The sequence below is a fragment of the Paenibacillus sp. FSL H8-0261 genome, from assembly GCF_045040645.1.
In the GTDB taxonomy this organism is placed as follows: Bacteria; Bacillota; Bacilli; order Paenibacillales; family Paenibacillaceae; genus Paenibacillus_AQ.
On sequence record NZ_CP150297.1, the window covers coordinates 6,772,565 to 6,785,812 of the forward strand.

General features: G+C 43.6%; 14 protein-coding genes and 1 pseudogene. 5 read left to right on the forward strand and 10 right to left on the reverse strand.

Going from position 1 to position 13,248, the window contains the following annotated elements; all coding sequences use genetic code 11:
• The first annotated feature begins 35 nt into the window (after positions 1-35).
• Positions 36-809: a YqcI/YcgG family protein gene (locus MHI27_RS30175; protein ID WP_405175298.1), complete on the forward strand. Its 774-nt coding sequence runs from the start codon at positions 36-38 to the stop codon at positions 807-809.
• A gap of 4 nt (positions 810-813) precedes the next feature.
• On the opposite strand, the gene MHI27_RS30180 is transcribed toward MHI27_RS30175, so the two are convergent.
• The 3 genes from MHI27_RS30180 to MHI27_RS30190 form a co-directional block, all read right to left on the reverse strand.
• A complete protein-coding gene (locus MHI27_RS30180) occupies positions 814-2,124 on the reverse strand; it encodes an amino acid permease (RefSeq protein ID WP_405175299.1) in 1,311 nt (436 codons plus the stop codon).
• A 143-nt stretch (positions 2,125-2,267) separates the two neighbouring features.
• On the reverse strand, positions 2,268-2,852 hold the full coding sequence (locus tag MHI27_RS30185; protein WP_042194715.1) for a spore coat protein: 585 nt from the start codon (positions 2,850-2,852) through the stop codon (positions 2,268-2,270).
• Between the two features lie 133 nt (positions 2,853-2,985).
• On the reverse strand, positions 2,986-4,248 hold the full coding sequence (locus MHI27_RS30190; RefSeq protein WP_405175300.1) for an MFS transporter: 1,263 nt from the start codon (positions 4,246-4,248) through the stop codon (positions 2,986-2,988).
• A 136-nt stretch (positions 4,249-4,384) separates the two neighbouring features.
• Here MHI27_RS30190 and MHI27_RS30195 point away from each other — a divergent pair, with 136 nt between their 5' ends.
• Positions 4,385-4,987, forward strand: a complete 603-nt coding sequence (locus tag MHI27_RS30195) for a TetR/AcrR family transcriptional regulator (RefSeq protein ID WP_405175301.1) — start codon at positions 4,385-4,387, stop codon at positions 4,985-4,987.
• A gap of 98 nt (positions 4,988-5,085) precedes the next feature.
• Here MHI27_RS30195 and MHI27_RS30200 read toward each other — a convergent pair whose 3' ends face one another.
• The 4 genes and pseudogenes from MHI27_RS30200 to MHI27_RS30215 form a co-directional block, all read right to left on the reverse strand.
• Positions 5,086-5,673, reverse strand: a complete 588-nt coding sequence (locus MHI27_RS30200) for a DUF1349 domain-containing protein (RefSeq protein WP_341146728.1) — start codon at positions 5,671-5,673, stop codon at positions 5,086-5,088.
• 27 nt (positions 5,674-5,700) lie between these two features.
• The gene (locus MHI27_RS30205) at positions 5,701-5,937 is read right to left on the reverse strand and encodes a YiaA/YiaB family inner membrane protein (protein WP_305953467.1); all 237 of its coding nucleotides are present in this window, start codon (positions 5,935-5,937) and stop codon (positions 5,701-5,703) included.
• 57 nt (positions 5,938-5,994) lie between these two features.
• A pseudogene (locus MHI27_RS30210) lies at positions 5,995-6,177 on the reverse strand (YiaA/YiaB family inner membrane protein); the annotation flags it as partial.
• A 192-nt stretch (positions 6,178-6,369) separates the two neighbouring features.
• Entirely contained in the window at positions 6,370-6,654 is a 285-nt protein-coding gene (locus MHI27_RS30215; RefSeq protein ID WP_076285007.1) for an alpha/beta-type small acid-soluble spore protein, read from the reverse strand.
• A 226-nt stretch (positions 6,655-6,880) separates the two neighbouring features.
• Here MHI27_RS30215 and MHI27_RS30220 point away from each other — a divergent pair, with 226 nt between their 5' ends.
• From MHI27_RS30220 to MHI27_RS30230, 3 genes are all read left to right on the forward strand, one after another.
• Positions 6,881-8,065, forward strand: a complete 1,185-nt coding sequence (locus tag MHI27_RS30220) for a MerR family transcriptional regulator (RefSeq protein WP_076285008.1) — start codon at positions 6,881-6,883, stop codon at positions 8,063-8,065.
• A gap of 1 nt (position 8,066) precedes the next feature.
• Entirely contained in the window at positions 8,067-9,029 is a 963-nt protein-coding gene (nudK, locus tag MHI27_RS30225; RefSeq protein WP_405175302.1) for a GDP-mannose pyrophosphatase NudK, read from the forward strand.
• 106 nt (positions 9,030-9,135) lie between these two features.
• Positions 9,136-9,855, forward strand: a complete 720-nt coding sequence (locus MHI27_RS30230) for a DUF4386 domain-containing protein (RefSeq protein WP_405175303.1) — start codon at positions 9,136-9,138, stop codon at positions 9,853-9,855.
• An 8-nt stretch (positions 9,856-9,863) separates the two neighbouring features.
• Here MHI27_RS30230 and MHI27_RS30235 read toward each other — a convergent pair whose 3' ends face one another.
• The 3 genes from MHI27_RS30235 to MHI27_RS30245 all read right to left on the reverse strand — a co-directional run bounded on the left by MHI27_RS30235 (position 9,864) and on the right by MHI27_RS30245 (position 13,214).
• A complete protein-coding gene (locus MHI27_RS30235) occupies positions 9,864-10,448 on the reverse strand; it encodes a Crp/Fnr family transcriptional regulator (protein WP_042192976.1) in 585 nt (194 codons plus the stop codon).
• A gap of 238 nt (positions 10,449-10,686) precedes the next feature.
• The gene (locus tag MHI27_RS30240; protein ID WP_405175304.1) at positions 10,687-12,279 is read right to left on the reverse strand and encodes an ABC transporter substrate-binding protein; all 1,593 of its coding nucleotides are present in this window, start codon (positions 12,277-12,279) and stop codon (positions 10,687-10,689) included.
• A gap of 53 nt (positions 12,280-12,332) precedes the next feature.
• The gene (locus MHI27_RS30245) at positions 12,333-13,214 is read right to left on the reverse strand and encodes a carbohydrate ABC transporter permease (protein WP_076285013.1); all 882 of its coding nucleotides are present in this window, start codon (positions 13,212-13,214) and stop codon (positions 12,333-12,335) included.
• Between the last annotated feature and the right edge of the window lie 34 nt (positions 13,215-13,248).

Here is a 13,248-nt window from a genome sequence, read left to right on the forward strand (position 1 = left end):
GGATGTTTTGAACTTAACGAGGAGGGTGTTTTTGGATGGCCCATTTGAACACAAAGGTCTGGCTGGATGAACATCTGGCTGAGCTACCTTACTGGCAGCAGGATGCTTTTCGTCAATTTACATCTATGATTGCAGATCCCGAAGGCAAATATCCCTGTATTCCGGGACGTCAGGGATTTCTGTCCAATCATTTGCGTTTTGGCTTCGTAGCTGATCCACGAAGTGAAGAGTCTGCAATAGAGGTCGCTCAATTACTTCGTCAATATGGGGAATGCTCGCGGGATACCGGAAAATATGCTTCCCTTGTTCTATTTTTTGAAACTCCGGAAGATTTGGCGGAAGGTTTCTCCATTGAGGAATATGAGAATTTGTTCTGGTCCACTCTGGGCCGCGTCAGTGCGGTGGACACGGTGCCCTGGCCGGATGAAATTTCTACAGATCCCTCCCATCCTTCGTGGGAGTTCTGCTTTGATGGGCACCCGTATTTCGCGTTCTGCGCAACCCCGGCACATGAGCTGCGGAGAAGCCGCCATACCCCTTATTTTGTCATTGCTTTTCAGCCGCGTTGGGTGTTCGAGAATATTAATGATTCTACCGCATTTGGCCGCAATATGAAGAAGCAGATCCGCAAGAAGCTTGCTGACTACGACAGTGTTCCCGCACATCCCTCCCTTCAATGGTATGGGCAGGAGAGCAATTTAGAATGGAAGCAATATTTTCTGCGAGATGACGAAAGTGCGCCGTCTAAATGTCCATATACTTATATGAAGAACAAGTTCAAAGCAATAGGAATTAAATTTCACTCTTAAGCGCTTATGAGATTTGTCCGCGTTTTTTCAAGAGGTGCTCCCTAAACCAGGTAATCAACGCAATGACACAGATGATCAGAAGGCTGGACCAGAAGCCGGGACGGCCCCCTTTTTCAAAAAGTGTACCTGCCACGGCAGTAATGATCAGCGCCATAGCGACCATGGATCTAATCCAACCGCCCATCTTTGGTCTCAATAACTTAAGGAAAGAGGCAAGGATAAATAGCCATGTGTACAAAATAACTAGACCGGCCGCCGTGGTGATATGCTCAAAAATTTGCTTTGGCAGAAACAAGCTCAGTACAATTGTCACACACAGGCCCAGCATATTGATACCAAGCGCGTAGAGCGGCATCTTTCTTTTTCCTTTGGTCACCGCCAGCCAAGAAGGAGCATCTTTATCCTCGGCCAAGGTTACCAGCATAGTCGAGACCGCATACAATGAAGCCACTAAAATAGAGAACCCGGCCACGATCATTACCCCGTTCAGTACATATACAAGAATAGGTAGTCCCATCGCTTCAAGTGCAGCAATAATTGAGCTTTGATCAGATCTCACTTTCTCAGGGCTCACGAATAATAGGGCGAGTCCTATCGACAGTACATAGAGCAGGGTCACGCCCAGCAGCATAAACCTGCCTGCTTTTGGAGCTTCTTTTGAGTCGCGTAGGTCCATCGCCATAAAGCCCATTACCTCAATACCCCCAAAAGCATAGAACGCATAAAGTAACCCTTTCCAAGCACCCATCCATCCTTTATTCAACCATGCTGCCGAACTGTGAACCGTATCCCAATTCCCCCTTCCCCTCAAAAGGGCAACCACGGCGACCACGATGAACATCAGTACCGCGGCGATTTTGATCATGGCGAATAGATTTTCCGCTTTGTTAATCCCCTGGCTACCTAGAATAATGACCAGCAGACCCAGTACAGCATAAATTGCGGTAAAAACCCAAAGCGGCCAACTCGGAAACCAGACCCGCGAGAACAGACCCAAAGCAGTCAAGGTGCTGCCGAGTATTAGAATTTCTGAGTACCAATAGATCCAGCCCATGCCAAACCCGGCCCAGCGGCCAAAAGCCTCTTTGGCATAACTACGAAAAGAGCCCTTTTGAGGATTTTGTATAGTCATTTGGGCCAGCGCCTCATAGACGAACAGAGTTGCCACAGCCGCCAACACAAAAATAACCAACACCAATAATCCGCTCTTACGGATAGCGATGCTGGAACCAAGAAAGAATCCCGTGCCAATCGTGCAGCCTACACCAAATAAAGTAAGCTGCCACCAAGGTAGCTTGCCAGTTGGAGTACCCATATGTATATCCCCTCCGTCTGGTGTTACTATGCGTTATCGGGTGTTATTTTATTCTGGTATAGGCTTAGGCAGGCAAAAGAAGACCCGACTTCCTGTTCAACAACAAGCGAGTCGGGTCTTCTACAGTTAGAATGGTCAGCGCCCTAATTATTTACGGGCATCTGAGGAGATCCGGCAGCGGGAACATAGGCATCCAGCATCTGCTGTATTACTGAAACCTGAAGCTGCGGAACCTGATAATAGGCATGTTTGTTCTGATAAAGGAACAACTCATATCCCATTTCAATAAAATGCTGCACCTGTGAAGCCAGCACCCGACGCAGCGCTGGGTTCGTCACTTCCGGTGAAGACATGGCCAGCAGTGAGGCATGGGATTTGATTAGACCCAACATATACCCGCTGACGCCCGCATCTTTCACATCCGCCAGTGACGAGTTAGGCTTCTTGGGCGGGGCCGGTTGGAGGCCGTAAACCGGCTGTGTCATATTCGGGATAAGATAGGTAGCCGTTTCCTGGCTTGGCTTTTGCCCTGTCTTAAAACATTGGCAGGTCAAGTTGTACTGATCCAGCATGAAATTGTACTGCCGATCCAAGATAGACAGTAGCTCTTGATCCTGTACAAAGGTTCTGAACATCATGAACTGGTCCAGTAAATTGATCTGGCAGGACAATACCTCGTGCACATCGAACATTTCGTGGGCGCCGTGACCTAGCTGCTGTCCGCCCATCGTTATACTTCCTAACTGTGGTTGCTGCTGCAAATTATATTCTCCTTTGTTCTTAGATGAGTACCCTCTATAATATGAAGGACAAGATAGCCAATTATGCACGCAGTTATATTTACATCCCTCCATATCTAAGTCAAAGTGCCTCACTTACTGCAACCTTCTTATTTTGAATCCGAAGATTCCTTCTATGTGTCGTGAATAATCCGAAGTACCCTAGCGTTACGAGGATACAGATTATAACATCAACTACAATTAAGTTCTGATAATTCCCAAAATAATCGAAGGATAGGCCTCCAATTAATACACCTACTATACCGCCGCCCTGGTGCATGAGAAGTAGAACACCGGTATGTCTTCCTTTACCCTTTGCAAACTCATTAATGACAAGCATTCCACCTGGTAATGCACTTAAGTAGGTAATTCCGAACGCTATAGCAAAAAGAATAGGTGAACTTCCCAAGTGCATAAAGAGGAAAGCAAAACCTATAATACGAATGCCATACAATAGAGACATCATCATTAATTTATTGTATCGGTCCAGAAAATAGCCGCAAATGAGTGCCCCCGTGATTTCCATAATACCAAGGATGCTCATAGATAAGGCGATCATGCTTGGTGATACATCTGCCAACTGATGTATGGCTACCAAATTCATCTCGACGGATCCCATATTGATACCGCAGGTGAACAGCGCAATCGCGACTACGACAAAGATAGGAAGAGAAATAAATTTCTTGGACGGTGGAGTTACTCTAGGTGATGTATCTTGACCTTCGACTTCTATTGAACGATCCGAAGGAGCTCTCTCCGTATGTTTCTGTTGTGAACTCTTAATTCCTAACCAAATTACGGGAAGTGTTACACAAACACCTAGGATAAAAGAAGCCACAAAGGCGTTTTTCCAAGTCAGCCAGTCCATGGATACGAAAATGGGTGTAATAATCGCTAATCCTACAGAAGAGGCACTCGCCAGCAAGGCCATTGCTTTAGCCCGATGATGCCGAAACCATTCAAACATCAATATATAATTTGTCGTCGCCCCAATACCTGCCAAACCAGAGATAACACCGTATCCAATAAAAAAGACAATAGGATGGTGGCCTAACACGACAATACCAGTACCCAAAGTACTCATGATTGCACTTAACATTAGTATCTTCTTTGTGCCATAACGATCCACGAGCCAGCCCCCCAAAGGCGCGCATACGGCTACGATGAATAAATTGGTGGACCATGCCATTGAGATGAATCCCCTGCTAATCTGTAAATCCGTCGATATTTGCACCTGAAAAAAAGACAAGCTGAAGCGAGTCAATGCACCAATAAATCCAATAACCCAGAGAGATCCTAATCCAATCCATGCATACCTGGATTCCTTAAACCATGTCGTTTCCATTATGGTTTCCACCCCTGTCTATTATAAAAGATACCGATCGGTATCTTTTATAATAGCATAGATGCTTTTCTTTGCAACAGAATAATTTCATTTGATATACTACGTGTACATATACAATCAAGGACGGAGGATGACAATGGAAAAGGGTGAGAAGACTCGCAATTACATCATAGCTAAAGCCGCTGAACTGTTTAACCAGAAAGGATATTCGGGCTCATCCTTATCTGATATAACAGAATTGACAGGCATTAAGAAAGGTGGCATTTATCGTCATTTTTCCAGTAAGGATGAGATTGCATATGAAGCCTTTAGCTATGCGGGTAGTATTGTGGGGGCCCAACTAGCTCATGCCATTAGTCAGCAAGAAACGGCCTCTGGCAAGCTATTAGCTTATTTACATGTGTACGAGAAAGTAGTTGAAGCGCCACCCTTTATTGGGGGGTGCCCGCTGCTCAACACGGCTATTGAAAGCGACGACAGTCATCCAGGCTTACGTGAAAAAGCCCAGCAAGCCCTAATAGGCACACTTGAATTCAAAAAGAAAATCATTTCTGAAGGTGTACAAAGTGGTGAATTCAAACCTGATCTCGATATTGAGGCACTAGCTACCTTCTCCCTTTCCATCATGGAAGGCGGCATCATGATGAGTAAGCTCGAGGGCAATAATCGGCATATACGGATGAATATCAAGAGCTTTGCTGCTTATTTAAAAAAAGAGTGCCTACGCCAACCTAGTTAGTTCATTCAAAACTTTTTTAACATACAAAGATTTTAAAATAAAAAGGAGCTTCGTCACTACTCACGAGGCTCCTTTAGCTTATTCTTAGTTCCTTAACTTTATTTATGTTCCAACCACTGACATTCTGTGATTTCTATTTCTGTAAATGTTGCTTTAAATGACGAATCCTCTGGGCTACAAGCATATAAACCAAAGTTGATATGCTCACTCCCTTCAAACAAATGAAAAATACGCATCTGCTTAAATGTAATCCCATCAAGAGAATTTTCAACACAGAAGTCACTCTCACGCCGACTTAATCTGTAATACATTGTTTTTATTGTTGCGTCGATATCTGTGGTTGCCCAATCCGAATATCCGTGATTCGTAACTACACTACCCAATCTTTGATATTCTTCATTCTCATATTCAATCGATGCCTTGAACCAATTGTCACTGTCCTGATAAATAATGACTCCACACTGGTCAAATCTATGAGCGCTGTCAAAATCAGTTTTCACTATTAAAGAAAAGTATTTCTCGTCAGTCCTCATTAGCAGCGCAGGTGCAGTATCATTTCTGAATCCATAATAGGTACGTTGCCAAAAATCAGTATTAGGCTCAGTTACAATTTCAATCTTCTCATCTGTAATAGAAAAAGTGCTTACTGGATACTGCCAAAAAAGATTTTCTTTTAAAAATTTCATCTCACTACTCCTTATCTAGGTCCCTCTTTACCCTTGAATGTCCCTCCTGGCATCTTGCTCGGCGAGAATCTCATTGTCCTCCGCGTTATCTCTCGTCACTTTCTGAACGCCAACGGCGCTATATGAAATCAACAGAATAACAGCTATATAATACCCCTTTACATTCAATTGAAATGGAGCATTGTACAGACCAATAAAGAACATTACATACCCAATAACCAAGCCTGCAAAAGCCATAATTGTGAAAGCCCCTGTATTTCTCATCCTGTGTTTCGGATTTTCTAGCTTAATTTCTTTATCCTCTGAGTTGTCTCTAACGACCTTTTGCACAACGATACAGCTAATCGTAATTAACACCATGCAAAGCAAATAATACCCTTTCACGTTCAATTCCCAATCGTCGTTGTACACCCCCAAACAGAATAGAAAAAGACCTGCAGCCAATGCAAAATACGATACCCCTGTGAAAGCAGCTGTGTTGCGTTTACGATACCTCTGATTCATCTGACGATTCCTCTCCCAATACAGAATTGAATGGTGTTATAGCCTTCTTCACTATACCGTGGAACATCGGTAAAATTCTACCATTAATTAGGTTGTTTTGGGAAAACACAAAGAAAACGGTCTCAGTCCCAGGCAATTCAGGACTAAAGCCGCCTCCTATATTTTCTGCAACTTTATGATTTAGAAAAAATGCTACTCCCTTTCCTGATCCACCAATTGCTGCTGTGCAAGACGAATCATCTCGCGGACCATCGATCCACCAATTTTTCCGCCAATCTGACCCACTGATTCTGTACTCAAATGTCCATTCTCACCGTGTTCCAATGGGATACCAAGTTCTTTTGCGACTTCATATTTCACATCATCAGGCCGCTCCGGATCTACATCATAACCCTCGCGCCGCATCACCTCGGCTTTAAACGTTTGCATTCCGCGATTGACTCCCGGCACTGCATATTTCCTGTTTCTTCTGGACATCCCTTATCCCCTCCTAACATGTTTTAAGTAACATGCCCGGAAAACGAAATCTCCACCCCTGTTGATTTGCTCCGATTATTTCCAAGAGGGCGCTGAAAGGCCAACTGCTGTCAGGGTGCTTGCCCTCTGTTTCTTATGCATAAATTTTGCTTGAAGGTGACGTTACGTCACCTGCTATACTAACTGAGAACAACACGCTGGAGCAATCGATTGGATGTGAGAAAGGATGTACAAAGAGAACTATTTAACGACAGGGCAGCTTGCAAAGCGTACAGGAATAACGGTCAGGACATTGCGATATTACGATCAGATTGGGCTTCTAATTCCAGAAAATCATCATGCGGGATCGATAAGATCTTATAACATGAAAGACCTAGAAAAATTGCAGCAAATTCAAACGTTGAAATACTTAGGGCTATCACTTCAAGAAATAAAAGACATCTTAGATGCAGAGTCGCTATCCATAGGGGAGATCAGACATTCATTACAAGCACAGCTCGATGTTCTACAGAGAAAAATCACTCATACGGAGCATGTAGTTCATGCAATACGAGATGCTATGCAAATGTCGGTCAATCGGTCTGATTGGAACCACTTAGCAAATGTTATTCAAACCTTGCAGAGTAAGCAAGATTGGGGGGAACAGTATCGGACGGCGAGCCGCTTGCAAACGCGGATACATCTTTATGACAAGTTCAGTACAAATCCGCAAGGCTGGCATAATTGGGTGTTTGAACAACTGGAGGTGCACCCTGGAGCCCACATTCTAGAATTAGGTGGCGGCGATGGAACCTTTTGGATAAGAAACGCCGAACGAATTCCAAGCAGTTGGCGCATCACACTTACTGATATTTCGAGCGGGATGGTAGAAGAAGCACGTTGCCGCTTAGGAAGTAAAAGTTCACAGTTTAAGCTCTTATCTGTTGACGCGCAACAAATCCCCTTCCACGATGAGCATTTCGATGTGGTTATCGCTAACAACATGCTGTATCACGTGCCGGACATCCCTAAAGCGATCCACGAGATACACCGCGTACTAAAGCGAGGAGGTATAATATGCACCTCTACAATGAGCACTCAACACCTACAAGAGATTGAACAATTGGCGGTCTCGTTCGACCCCGACCTTCATGTATTGGATCAAGCTATTAAACGATTTAATCTGGGTAACGGAGGAGACCTGCTGTCTTCTTGCTTCTCCGATCTTCGGTTACTACGTTACGACGACCGTCTGTTAGTCGACGAAGCTGAACCCCTGATTGAATATATGATATCGACCCCGATGAACGCAAAAGAGCGACTTGTCGGTGCGGCTATAGACGAATTTCGAAACCACGTCAATCGGCTTCTACAGGAGAATGGAGCCCTCGAAATGACTAAAGAAAATGGGATTTTTCTAGGGAGGAAATGAGATGAAGGCACAGCATTACAACCCAAGAGTACGGATCATAAAAGAGGAACTTCTATCGGATAACTGGTACACCTTAAAGAAGATCACATTCAAGTATGAAAAAGAAAATGGACAATGGGAGACACAATCCCGTGAAGTGTATGACCGAGGCAACGGAGCGACCATTCTACTCTATAATCGACACAAACAAACCATCGTACTTACGAGACAATTCCGAATGCCTACTTATCTAAACGGCAATGTGACTGGAATGCTTATCGAAACCTGCGCGGGGCTACTCGATAAAGAAACACCAGAAGAAAGTATTCTGAGGGAAACGGAGGAAGAGACGGGGTACCGTATCGACCGAGTGCAGAAAGTTGGCGAGGTCTATATGTCACCAGGATCTGTTACCGAAACCCTGCACTTCTTTGTAGCTGAGTATAGTGATGTCATGACAAAAGGTCCGGGTGGGGGACTTGAGGAGGAACAGGAAAATATTGAAGTAGTGGAACTTTCGTTTGCTCAAGCGCTTGACATGGTCCAAAGCGGCGAGATTCGTGATGCTAAGACGGTAATGCTGCTCCAATACGCTCAGATCCAAGGTCTCTTGAAGGTAAAATCGAAACCGCTGCATATCCTTATCGCTGGCCCGTATCGTTCTGGAACCAATGATGATCCAGTATTAATCGAGGAAAATGTCAAATGCATGAATAAAATTGCTCTTCAAGTTTACGAGGCTGGGCATATGCCAGTGCTGGGGGAGTGGTATGCTTTGCCTCTTATTGCTACAGCCGGTTCCACTAATCTAGGAGACGACGTTTTCAACCGGATTTTCCATCCGTCTTCCATTCGCCTGCTTAATTACTGTGATGCCGTGCTTCGAGTTGGAGGATCATCTCAGGGTGCCGATGAAATGGTACAGGTTGCGCAAGAGAAAGGATTGTTGATTTACGAACGGCTGGATGAACTTCCGTTATTGTGATAATAAGCATTTTTTTCTGTCTGATGATGCACTCTTGATTTAAGTCAATGCCCGCCATACTACTCCTAATTACAATGAAAATAAAAAGTCCTTTAGGAGGCTATCTATGGCTATCTCAGAAAAAGATCTATCGAATCAGCGAAAGTCCGCTTTAACTGCTGGAATCTCACTTATTATCATGACCCTTGCCTCATTTTTTTCGTATGGCTTTGTCCATGAGAATCTTGTTGTTCAGGGCGATGCCAGCGTCACATTCAATAACCTTGTGTCATCGACTAACCTTTTCAAAGGTGAAATTTTGGGTTGGATCATCATTATGATTACTGACATCCTGGTCGCCTGGGCGTTTTATGTGTTTCTAGAACCGATTAACCAAAAGCTCTCCTTACTCGGCGCATGGCTTCGTCTAACCTATTCCGCTATATTGGGAATCGCTATACTAAACTTGATCGTTGTGCTGCTGCTCACGGGAAATACAATCGACTTTTCCTCATTAAAAATCGAACAGACTCAAGCAATTATGATGTTATTTCTGGAAGCATTTCAATGGATTTGGTCTATGGGGTTAGTCGTTTTTGGCGGGCATCTGTTAATTGTGGGCTGTGTGGCTTTAAAGTCTGACATCATCCCTAAAGTAATCGGCATCTTATTGCTGCTTGCTTCAATAGGTTATATGATCATTCATCTAAGCAAAATATTTCTTCCACAATACGAAGGGGTCATTACAACATTAAATTACGTTTTCACTATTCCTATGATTGTAGGAGAACTAGGCTTTGGGATATGGCTGCTGCTTAGAGGAGGAAAACTCCCCAAAAGTGTATGACTTTCTTTTTAGTTATCACTGGAATGAACCCGCTTCTTAATTCTACTTAATGACTCTGGTGTCATCCCCAGATAGCTGGCCAATTGATGCTGAGGTACGCGAGTGAGTAAGTGAGGTCTTTTTCGCAACAAAGCTTTGTAACGTTCTTCAGGATTGGAAGCGATAAATGAAGTTAATTCATCCTGTACCTCACCTAAGTTTTCCTCTACCATTTTGCGGATCATCGTTTCCAATTGCGAGTGTTTGTGAAGCATGTCTTGTTCCGCATTAAGTTCACCAACCACCAATGTGCTATCTTCCAGACAGGTTAAGGTGTACGCAGAGGGCTTACTTTCTTGATGCCGATTAAAAATCGAAGCCGCTTGCTCTTCTGTGTAGAAATTAGATGTGACTTCTTTTCCCGATTCATCTATCGAGTACTGCCTAACACAACCTTTTAGCACGAAAAAACATTTTGTGGGAACATCTCCTTGTCTAAGGAGCACTGTCCCCTTTTTAAATTCCTCTATAAGGATACCCTCAACAATATCCTGCTGATCCTCTTCATTAAGAGATGTAAATTTACTCATATACTTATACAATATGTTTTTCATATCTCTCTCCAATCTCCGAAGCTAATGGCCGGCTTATGATGTCCTTGAAGCTATTTAGGCTCCCGAGAGGGAGCTTCTTGCCTTATTATACTAGCTCATACAAAGACAAATCCAACCTTTCAACTCTTCATACGCCGCACAGCTGTGTCCACTAGTGAGCCTCATATTCGGACGATCCCCCAAAACAGGGAGGCCCAACAGCCATTTCATGACTGTTGGGCCTCCCTTATCCTGTATATTACTTGTTCGCTAAGAAAGCATCGATTTGCGCTTGCAGCTCAGCTTGGATTTTATCAATGCCAGCTGATTTCAGCTGTTTGTTCAAATCTGCAAGGCCTTTGTCGATATCTTTAATTACGCCGTACTCAAGCGGAATGGCATAGCGGAGCATTACATTGCCCACATTGGCAATTTCCGTCTTCACTTTGCTATTGTCGAATACAAAGGTTTCAAGGGCATAGTGGTAGACGTTAGCTTCCCAGCCCTTAGCCAGATCGTTAGCTTCTTGAGGGAATGCTTCATTGTCAAGGTTAAGTGGCGAGTTGAAGTTCCAATTAGAGAAGCCGGTAAAGTTCGGATTTTTGTCGAGTGCTTTATATTTGGTGTCGCCAACCGGTTCATAGTGCACGCCACTAATTCCGTACATCATCAGGTCGTGCAGTTCTTTATCGTTTTGCAGCAGATCGATCAGCATCAAGGAACGTTCTACATTTTTGGAAGTCGCATGAATCGACGTACCGTTTTGTGTAGAAATCGCCACTGATTTTTTCTTCCCTTGGTTAATATCAGCCAATGCTACTTCATAAGGAGAATTTTCTTGGCGCATCAAGGCCATGAGTGCCCCAAGTGTTCCGTTATTGTGCGTAATTGAGGCGGTTTTACCTGCTTTAAAATCCGCCTGATGATCATTTTTACTGTTCAGAACGTTTTTCGACCAGGCATTGTTATCAGCAAGATCTTTATAATACACGAGTAGATCCTTGAACTCTTGCGTTTCATAGACGTTAAAGACTTTACCTGTTTCATCGGTCAGTTTGAAGGCAAATGGAAGATCTAGGTCAAACATATTCCATTCGTTTTGCTGCTTCAGTAATACACGGTCCAAATTATGATACTTCCAGTCTCCCGTTTCCGGAGTGAAAGGTGTAATTCCTTTTTCCTTCTCAGCTATCGTCTTCAAATAGGTAGCATATGCTTCCGGGCTGTTGATTTCAGGAAGATTGTATTTCTTACGCAAATCTTCACGATATAGAATCAGCTTTTCAACAGACTCTCCTCTGTTTTGCGGAACCATATACAGCTTACCGTTTACTTTTGCCTGATCCCAGCTCACATCTGACATAGCTTCCTTAGTTTGCGGCATATATTTGGTAAGCAGCTCGTCGGTCAATTCTAGAAATCCGCCTTTCAGCGCCTGATCATTATAACCAGCCCAGTTTGCCGAATAGATGAGATCAAAATCTTCATTTGCCGCCAGCTTCAGTGGATATTTTTGAGCCCAGTCAGACCAGTCCAAGAACTCGCCCTCAAGGGTCGCATTAATTTTTTCTTTCAGTTTCTTATTAATTTCAGCAAAAACACTATCATAGTCTATCGGTTTAGGCCCAACGAAGATCATTTTCAACTTTACTTCTTTAGAGGTGTCTATGGTATCTGAAGTTTCGGCTGCATTCGTTGCACTCGCTGTTTCTGTAGGCTCACTTGTTACCTCAGCGGCATTATTGGTAGCCTTAGCGGATGTATTGGCGTTGTTGCCACCACCACATGCGCTCAAAATCATTACGAAGGTTAAAACGAGTGCGAGCATAATGAATCTATTTTTTCTCAGCATTTCAAGCCTTCCCCCTTGTATTAATTATATTGATAAACCGGATTTCCCCGGGTTCATCCTTTTACAGCGCCAATCGTCAAGCCTTGAACGAAATATCTCTGAACGAATGGATAAGCGAGCAGAATCGGACCTGTAGCTACAACCGTCATTGCCATCTTCAAGCTCTCGCTTGGGATCGATGTGGTTACGACTGCTCCTGCACCCATCATGGCTTTTCGCATGCCATCCATATTGCCAAGCATTTTGTACAAATAATATTGAAGCGGCATCAGCTTCTCATCGGAAATAAATAGAAGGGCATTGTACCAGTCGTTCCAATAGGCAAGAGCCAGAAACAAACCAATAGTCGCTAGCGCCGGCTTGGAGAGAGGCAGGATTAGACGAGCGTAGATCTTAAAATCGCCTGCACCGTCAATTTTAGCCGATTCTACGATTGCTTCCGGAATGCTGCCCATAAACGACTTCATAACAATGATGTAGAAGACGTTGAGCATCATCGGAATCACTAAAGCCAGCAATGTATCTTTGATATGGAGGTAATTGACCATAAGCAGATACCAAGGAACCAGACCGCCGTTAAATAAAGTTGTAAAGAAAAAGAAGAATGAAAATTTATTACGCCATTTAAAATCTTTTCTGGATAGCGCATAAGCCGTCATTGAAGTCAGAAACAAACCAAACAGTGTGCCTATTATAGTAACGCCTATGGTCACCATATAGGCTTGAATCATCTGGTCGGGATACTTAAACAAAATGCTGTAGGCTTCTGTTGAGAAGGCCGTAGGTATAAATTGATAGCCATCTGTTAATATTTTTGACTCTTCCGTCAGCGATGAAGATACGACAAGTATAAACGGGAATATACATAAAATTGCGAGAAAGATTAGGGATACATAACCAATACCCGAGAATATTTTACGATCGAGCTGCTTCATATCGTTACCTCCATTATGAAAACTGTACCTCTGA

Coding starts and splice junctions, on each gene's coding strand:
- MHI27_RS30175 (WP_405175298.1), top strand. CDS start 36: ATGGCCCATTTGAACACAAAGGTCTGGCTGGATGAACATCTGGCTGAG.
- MHI27_RS30190 (WP_405175300.1), bottom strand. CDS start 4,248: ATGGAAACGACATGGTTTAAGGAATCCAGGTATGCATGGATTGGATTA.
- MHI27_RS30195 (WP_405175301.1), top strand. CDS start 4,385: ATGGAAAAGGGTGAGAAGACTCGCAATTACATCATAGCTAAAGCCGCT.
- MHI27_RS30185 (WP_042194715.1), bottom strand. CDS start 2,852: ATGGGCGGACAGCAGCTAGGTCACGGCGCCCACGAAATGTTCGATGTG.
- MHI27_RS30215 (WP_076285007.1), bottom strand. CDS start 6,654: ATGTCCAGAAGAAACAGGAAATATGCAGTGCCGGGAGTCAATCGCGGA.
- MHI27_RS30220 (WP_076285008.1), top strand. CDS start 6,881: ATGTACAAAGAGAACTATTTAACGACAGGGCAGCTTGCAAAGCGTACA.
- nudK (WP_405175302.1), top strand. CDS start 8,067: ATGAAGGCACAGCATTACAACCCAAGAGTACGGATCATAAAAGAGGAA.
- MHI27_RS30240 (WP_405175304.1), bottom strand. CDS start 12,279: ATGCTGAGAAAAAATAGATTCATTATGCTCGCACTCGTTTTAACCTTC.
- MHI27_RS30200 (WP_341146728.1), bottom strand. CDS start 5,673: ATGAAATTTTTAAAAGAAAATCTTTTTTGGCAGTATCCAGTAAGCACT.
- MHI27_RS30245 (WP_076285013.1), bottom strand. CDS start 13,214: ATGAAGCAGCTCGATCGTAAAATATTCTCGGGTATTGGTTATGTATCC.
- MHI27_RS30180 (WP_405175299.1), bottom strand. CDS start 2,124: ATGGGTACTCCAACTGGCAAGCTACCTTGGTGGCAGCTTACTTTATTT.
- MHI27_RS30235 (WP_042192976.1), bottom strand. CDS start 10,448: ATGAAAAACATATTGTATAAGTATATGAGTAAATTTACATCTCTTAAT.
- MHI27_RS30230 (WP_405175303.1), top strand. CDS start 9,136: ATGGCTATCTCAGAAAAAGATCTATCGAATCAGCGAAAGTCCGCTTTA.
- MHI27_RS30205 (WP_305953467.1), bottom strand. CDS start 5,937: ATGAGAAATACAGGGGCTTTCACAATTATGGCTTTTGCAGGCTTGGTT.